Here is a 6,445-nt window from a genome sequence, read left to right on the forward strand (position 1 = left end):
TTTTTGGGGTCGGGGTTTTTGATAAGGTCAAGGAGCAGCGGTGGGGGTGTCCGGCGCCGGCGAGGGTGACCTCGTGGCGGGCGAGGTCGAGGTGGGCGTAGAGGCAGGAAACGAAGCGGCCGGCGTTCAGGTCGGCGAGGTCGCGGTCGGTGCGGGTGAGGACCTGCTCCGGCGTGGCTCCGGCCGTGGCGTGGGCGTGGACGGCCATGCGCACCTGTCCCATGAGGGCGGCGGCCGCCATGTCGTGGCCCTGCACGTCCCCGATGACCGCGGCGGCTGTGGTGTCGGTGAGGCGGATGAGGTCGTAGAAGTCGCCGCCGATGTCCATGCCGTGGCTCGCGGGGAGGTAGCGGGCGGCGACGTCCAGGCCGGTCACGGTGGGCAGGGCGTGGGGCTGGAGGGTCTGCTGCAGGGCATGGGCGAGGTTGTGCTTTCGTCGTGGAGGCGTGCGCGGTCCAGGGCCTGGGCGATGAGTCCGGCGAGGGGTGTGAGGACGGAGCGCTCGGCGGCGGAGAAGGGGTGGGGGTCGTTGTAGGCCAGCAGGAGGCAGCCGATGGGGTGCCCGGAGCTGAGCAGCGGCAGGAAGGCCCACGCGTGCTTGTCCGTGATCTGCGGGGCCCTCGGGTAGAGGCGGGCGAGTTCACCGCGGTCGGCGAAGAACGAGGCGGCGCCGGTGGTGAGGGCGCGCCCGGCGGGGGTCAGATCGGCGTCCGTGGACAGGCCGTCGAACTGCTCGATGACGGCGGGGTCGTAGCCCCGGGACCCGATGATCTGGATGCGGCCGGCCTGCGCGGTGGACATGATCATCCCGTGGGCGCCGAAGGCGGGCAGGATCCGGTCGGCGACCAGATCGACGACGTCCTGGATCAGGGGGCGAGGGGCGGAGCCCGCGCACGGGGGCCTGTGCGCGGGCGCGGGTACCGATGAGTGCCCGTCGTCGCCCACGCTGTTCGGTTTCACCCGGCCTCCTCCCGGTGACGTGGCACGTCGGGCTACGATCAATCGTCGACACGCAGGACGAGGCCCACCAGCGCTCAAGCGCCTGACGCAGCGTCAGCGAGGTCAGCGAGGAGTCCTCGTGAGTCCGAACACGTCCACAGAGCCGATCCGGTAGCCCGAGGGAGACGCCGTGTTCTATTACCTGCTCAAGTACGTGCTTCTGGGCCCCCTGCTGAGACTGGTCTTCCGGCCTCGCATCGAGGGCCTCGAACACGTGCCGTCGTCGGGCGCCGCCATCGTCGCCGGCAATCACCTGTCCTTCTCGGACCACTTCCTGATGCCCGCGATCCTCAAGCGCCGCATCACCTTCCTGGCGAAGGCCGAGTACTTCACCGGCCCGGGTCTCAAGGGCCGGCTGACGGCGTTCTTCTTCCACAGCGTCGGGCAGATCCCGGTCGACCGCTCCGGCAAGGACGCGGGCCAGGCCGCCATCCGCGAGGGCCTCGGCGTGCTGAGCAAGGACGAGCTCCTCGGCATCTACCCGGAGGGCACCCGCTCGCACGACGGCCGCCTCTACAAGGGCAAGGTCGGCGTCGCCGTCATGGCGCTCAAGGCCGGTGTGCCCGTCGTCCCGTGCGCCATGATCGGCACCTTCGAGGCGCAGCCCCCGGGCAAGGTCATCCCCAACATCCACCCCGTCGTCATCCGCTTCGGCGAGCCCCTCGACTTCTCCCGCTACGAGGGCATGGAGAACGAGAAGGCCGTGCTGCGCGCCATCACCGACGAGATCATGTACGCGATCCTCACGCTCTCCGAGCAGGAGTACGTCGACCAGTACGCGGCCGTCGTGAAGGCGGAGGAAGCCGCGAAGACGAAGGAGCGCAAGTTCCCGCGCATGCCGCTGAGTTGAGCGGACCTGTCCAGGTGTTCTGCCCGTAGCAGAGCGTCCGGCACCCGGCACCCGGGCGTCGTACGGTCGGGGCCATGACACGACGTGCTGTGGTGGTGGGAGCGACGGGGCAGATCGGCCGGGTGGCCGTGGGCGCGCTGGCGCGCGACGGGTGGGCGGTGACGGCCGTCTCCCGGGGCGGTGACCGGGACGACGGCTGGCCGGAGGAGGTGCGGACCGTCTCCGCCGACCGGGGTGACGACGCGGCGCTGGCGGCAGCGGTCGGTGACGGCTGCGACGTGCTGGTGGACGTGGTCGCGTACGGCCCCGGACACGCCCGGCAGTTGCTGTCGCTGGCCGACCGGGTGGGTTCGGCGGTCGTCGTCTCCAGCGTCTCGGTGTACGAGGACGACAAGGGGCGCAACTTCGACACCCAGGCGGAGCCGGGCGGCTTCCCCGCATACCCGCTGCCCCTGCCCGAGAGCCAGCGCACGATCCGGCCGGCCGACACCTCGTACAGCACCCGCAAGGCGGGCCTGGAACGTGAACTCCTCGCCGGGGGCGACCGGTTGCCCACGACCCTGCTGCGCGCGGGCGCCGTCCACGGACCGCACTGCCGTACCCCGCGCGAGCTGTACTTCGTCAAGCGCAACCTGGACGGCAGGCCCCGCCGGGTCCTGGCGTACGGCGGTGCGAGCCGCTTCCATCCGGCGAGTGTCCACAACGTCGCCGAGCTGATCCGGCTGGCCGCCGCCCGGCCCGGTTCGCGGGTGCTGAACGCCGTCGACCCCGACGCCCCCACCGTCGTGGAGATCGCCGCCGCCATCGACGCGGTGATGGGCGTACGGACGGAGAACGTGCTCGTGGACGGCCCCGCACCGTCACCCACGGTGGGCGACACCCCGTGGTCCGTGCCGGTGCCCGTGGTGTGCGACATGTCGGCGGCGGAGCGGGAGCTGGGCTACCGTCCGTTGGTCCGGTACGCGGAGTCACTGCCGGAGACCGTCGCGTGGATCGAGGGCCGGCTGGCGGGCGGAGGGGACTGGCGGGAGGCCTACCCCAGGATGGCCGAGGTGTACGGGGACCTCTTCGACTACGCGGCGGAGGACGCGTGGCTGGCGGGGCGGCAGGTGTGAGCGCATGAGCGAGGGGGCGACCGGTTCCGGTCGCCCCCTCGCCGCTTCCAGGGCCCTACGGCCCTTCGGGTCCTACGGGGTCGGCGTGGCGTGCGGGGCGCACTTCACGTCGGCCTTGCCCACCTCGCCGGTGAGCAGGTAGGTGTCCACGCGCTCGTTGACACACGGGTTGACCAGGCCGGTGACTCCGTGGGAGCCGGCCTTCGTCTCCGTGATCAGCCGGGAGCCCTTGAACCGCTTGTGCAGCTCGACGGCGCCCTCGTACGGCGTGGCCGCGTCCCGCTCGGCCTGGACGATCAGGACGGGCGGCAGGCCCTTCCTGGTCTTCACGTCCACCGGGGTGTACTGCTTGGACTGCCACGTGGCGCACGGCAGGTTCATCCAGGCGTTGGCCCAGGTCATGAACGGGTGGTTCTTGTGCAGCCTGGTGTTGTCGCGGTCCCACTTCTTCCAGCTCGTGGGCCACTTGGCGTCGGTGCACTCGACCGCCGTGTAGACGGCGTTGCCGTTCTCGGAGGCGGCGTTGCCCGCGGTGTCGGCGAGGTCCGGGGCGGCCGCGTCGACCAGCGCCTGGGTGTCACCGGCGGCGTACTCGCTCCACACCTGGGCGGTGGGCGCCCACGCGGAGTCGTAGTACGGGGCGCTCTGGAAGAAGGAGATCAGCTCGGCCGGGCCGACCAGCCCGCCGAGCGGCTTCTTCTTCGCGGTGGCGCGCAGCTTCAGCCAGTTCGCCTGCACCTTCGCCTGGGTGTCACCGAGGTGGTAGGTGGCGTCGTTGGCCGCGACCCACTTCGTCCAGTCCTTCCAGCGCGTCTCGAAGGCGACGTCCTGGTCCAGGTTGGCCTGGTACCAGATCTTCTCGCGGGAGGGGTTCACCACGCTGTCGACGACCATGCGGCGCACGTGGTTCGGGAAGAGGGTGCCGTAGACGGCGCCGATGTACGTGCCGTACGAGACACCGAGGAAGTTGAGCTTCTTCTCTCCGAGGGCGGCCCGGATGACGTCCAGGTCACGCGCGGTGTTCGGGGTCGTCATGTGCGGCAGCATCTCGCCGCTGCGCTCCTTGCAGCCGGCCGCGTACTTCGCCGCGAGCCTGCGCTGCTTGCGCTTGTCGGCCTCGGAGTCCGGGACCGGGTCCATCTTGGGCGCCTTCACGAACTCCTGCGGGTCGGCACAGGAGATGGGCGCCGACTTGCCGACACCACGCGGGTCGAAGCCCACGAAGTCGTAGGCCTTGGACGTGTTGACCCACAGGGGGTTCTGGGTCGTGACCCGGCGCGGGAAGCGCAGGCCCGAGCCGCCCGGACCGCCGGGGTTGTAGACGAGCGCGCCCTGGCGCTCCTCCTTGGTGCCGGTGTTGCCGATCCGGTCCACGGCGAGCTTGATCTGCTTGCCGTTCGGCTTGGCGTAGTCCAGCGGCACGGTGACCCAACCGCACTGGATGGGCTTCTCCAGGCCCCAGCTCTCGGGGCAGTCCTGCCAAGCGACGCCCTTCTTCGCCGCCTTCGCGGCGGCTACGGCGACTCCCTTGGCCTCACGGTCCTGCGCGCTCGCCCCGTCCGCTGCGCCGGCCGCGGGGGCCGTGACGGCACTGGCTATCAGGGTCGCCGTGACGAGCAGTCCGGCGGAGCCGAACGCTCCCGCCCTTCTCGTCGGCCTCATACCTCTCAAGAGGGAACTCCCCGTACATCGATGCGAAATGTCGAATGGTCACGGGGATCCTCGTACCTGTGAGGCGCCTGGGAACAGGGGGTCGACGTGTTCTTTACTAATCCGATAACCGGTGCGGAAAGTCCCGTTCAGCGGATGTCGGGACTCGCGCCTCCTCGGCCGTCCAACTCGGCGAGGGCCTGGTCGAGCACCCGCCGCAGCCGCAGCGCGTCGGGCGCGAGCGCGCTGACGAGTACGGCGGGCCCGGCGAGCGGAGTGAGCGCGGCGGTCTCCCCCAGCACCCTCGGCTCGGTCAACTTGTCGGCGAACTCCGGCCGGACGACGAGGAGTTGACCCAGCGCCCGATGTCCGCCCAGCACCGCGGGCCCGTCCCAGCCGCCGGGTGAACCCGGCCCGCACGCCACCTCCTGATCGAGCAACGGCCGGCCGCCGAGCAACAGGGTGAGCCGACTCCGCAACCTTCCCGGCTCCTCACCGGCCCGGCCCAGCACCTGCTCCTCCCGGAACACCAACCGCGCCCCGGCGGCGAGTTCGACCCGCGTCGACACGGCCAGGTCGCTGCCCTTGACGGAGATCAACTGCTCGGGCAGCCAGCGCAGTTCGCCTCCGGCGGCCACGTCGATCCGTACGTCGTAGCGGGCCTCGCCCCTGGCCTGCCCGGGCAACGCGATCGTCGCGGCGGCCGACCCGACGTCCAGCCGGGCCCCCTCGCCGACCTCCGCCTCGACGGCGAACCGGTCCCCGCCGAGCGGCCCGCTCATGGCCCCGACCAGCATGACCCGCGTCGCGTCACCACTCCCCCGGGTCCGCCGCAGCGCCAGGGGCCCGTCGCTCTCCAGCACGGGCAGGGCCGTACCGCCCCGCCCGTCGGCGCGGGCCGCGATCCGCGCGGTGGCCCGGACGCCGGTGGTCCCCCTGTCCCGCTCCGCGGCAGCGCCTCGGACCACCGTCATGCCGTCCACGCCGCGAGCTTCTCCCGCACCCAGGCGGCGACTTCCCCGACGCCCGCCTCCTCGCGCAACGACTGGAACACCACCGGCAGCTGCGCACGCTGCGCCTTCGCGTCCGCGGCCATCCGAGCGAGGTCGGACCCGACGTACGGCGCGAGGTCCGTCTTGTTGACGACGAGCAGGTCGGCGGTGGTGACACCGGGACCGCCCTTGCGGGGGATGTCGTCGCCGCCGGCCACGTCGATGACGAAGATCTGCGCGTCGACGAGTCCCTTGGAGAACGTGGCGGTGAGGTTGTCGCCGCCGGACTCGACGAGGATGAGGTCGAGCGGTCCGACCTCGTCCTCCAGGTCCTCCACGGCCTCCAGGTTCGCGGAGATGTCGTCCCGGATCGCCGTGTGCGGGCACGCCCCCGTCTCCACGGCCGTGATCCGCTCCGGCGGCAGCACGGCCTCCCGCAGCAGGAACTCCGCGTCCTCACGGGTGTAGATGTCGTTCGTCACCACCGCGAGCGACAACTCCTCCCGCAACGCCCGGCACAGCGCGGCGACCGTCGCCGTCTTACCGGACCCGACGGGCCCACCGAGCCCCACGCGCAACGCGCGCCGGGTCCCGTCGGGCCGGTGCGCGTCCGCGCCGATGGCTGAGGGGCCGTCGTGGGAGTGGGCGTGGTCGAGATGCATGACTGCGGCTCCTTGTTCGAGAAGGGGTAGCGGCGAAGAGCTCGGAGGGATCGGTCGTTCGGCGGGTGCGGGTGGGTGGGGGCTTCTCGCGCAGTTCCCCGCGCCCCTGAAAGGCCTCCGGCCTTTCGGGCCGAAAAAGCACGGGGCGCAGCCCCTGCTTTTTCAGGGGCGCGGGGA

Annotated in this window: 5 protein-coding genes and 1 pseudogene; 2 read left to right on the plus strand and 4 right to left on the minus strand. The window is 71.4% G+C overall.

Annotation, left to right across the window (positions count from 1 at the left end; translation table 11 throughout):
- Nucleotides 1-867 (minus strand): annotated as a pseudogene (locus tag P1P70_RS38135) (PP2C family protein-serine/threonine phosphatase); the annotation flags it as partial.
- 262 nt (nt 868-1,129) lie between these two features.
- Here P1P70_RS38135 and P1P70_RS38140 point away from each other — a divergent pair.
- The gene (locus P1P70_RS38140; RefSeq protein WP_319245948.1) at nt 1,130-1,849 is read left to right on the plus strand and encodes a lysophospholipid acyltransferase family protein; all 720 of its coding nucleotides are present in this window, start codon (nt 1,130-1,132) and stop codon (nt 1,847-1,849) included.
- 89 nt (nt 1,850-1,938) lie between these two features.
- Nucleotides 1,939-2,964, plus strand: a complete 1,026-nt coding sequence (locus tag P1P70_RS38145; RefSeq protein WP_319245954.1) for an NAD(P)-dependent oxidoreductase — start codon at nt 1,939-1,941, stop codon at nt 2,962-2,964.
- 72 nt (nt 2,965-3,036) lie between these two features.
- On the opposite strand, the gene P1P70_RS38150 is transcribed toward P1P70_RS38145, so the two are convergent.
- The 3 genes from P1P70_RS38150 to ureG all read right to left on the minus strand — a co-directional run bounded on the left by P1P70_RS38150 (nt 3,037) and on the right by ureG (nt 6,268).
- The gene (locus P1P70_RS38150) at nt 3,037-4,626 is read right to left on the minus strand and encodes an alpha/beta hydrolase (protein ID WP_319245950.1); all 1,590 of its coding nucleotides are present in this window, start codon (nt 4,624-4,626) and stop codon (nt 3,037-3,039) included.
- Between the two features lie 137 nt (nt 4,627-4,763).
- Nucleotides 4,764-5,588: an urease accessory protein UreD gene (locus tag P1P70_RS38155; RefSeq protein WP_319245956.1), complete on the minus strand. Its 825-nt coding sequence runs from the start codon at nt 5,586-5,588 to the stop codon at nt 4,764-4,766.
- Nucleotides 5,585-6,268 carry an urease accessory protein UreG gene (gene ureG, locus P1P70_RS38160; protein WP_319245952.1) on the minus strand — a complete coding sequence of 228 codons (684 nt, stop codon included), beginning with the start codon at nt 6,266-6,268 and terminating at the stop codon, nt 5,585-5,587. Before ureG ends, P1P70_RS38155 begins: the two co-directional genes overlap by 4 nt.
- Nucleotides 6,269-6,445: the final 177 nt, after the last annotated feature.

Source organism: Streptomyces sp. MB09-02B, from assembly GCF_033794485.1.
GTDB lineage: Bacteria > Actinomycetota > Actinomycetes > Streptomycetales > Streptomycetaceae > Streptomyces.

What these genes read in the sequence shown, in the direction of transcription:
- P1P70_RS38150 (WP_319245950.1), bottom strand. Translation starts at nt 4,626, where the DNA reads ATGAGGCCGACGAGAAGGGCGGGAGCGTTCGGCTCCGCCGGACTGCTC.
- P1P70_RS38155 (WP_319245956.1), bottom strand. Translation starts at nt 5,588, where the DNA reads ATGACGGTGGTCCGAGGCGCTGCCGCGGAGCGGGACAGGGGGACCACC.
- ureG (WP_319245952.1), bottom strand. Translation starts at nt 6,268, where the DNA reads ATGCATCTCGACCACGCCCACTCCCACGACGGCCCCTCAGCCATCGGC.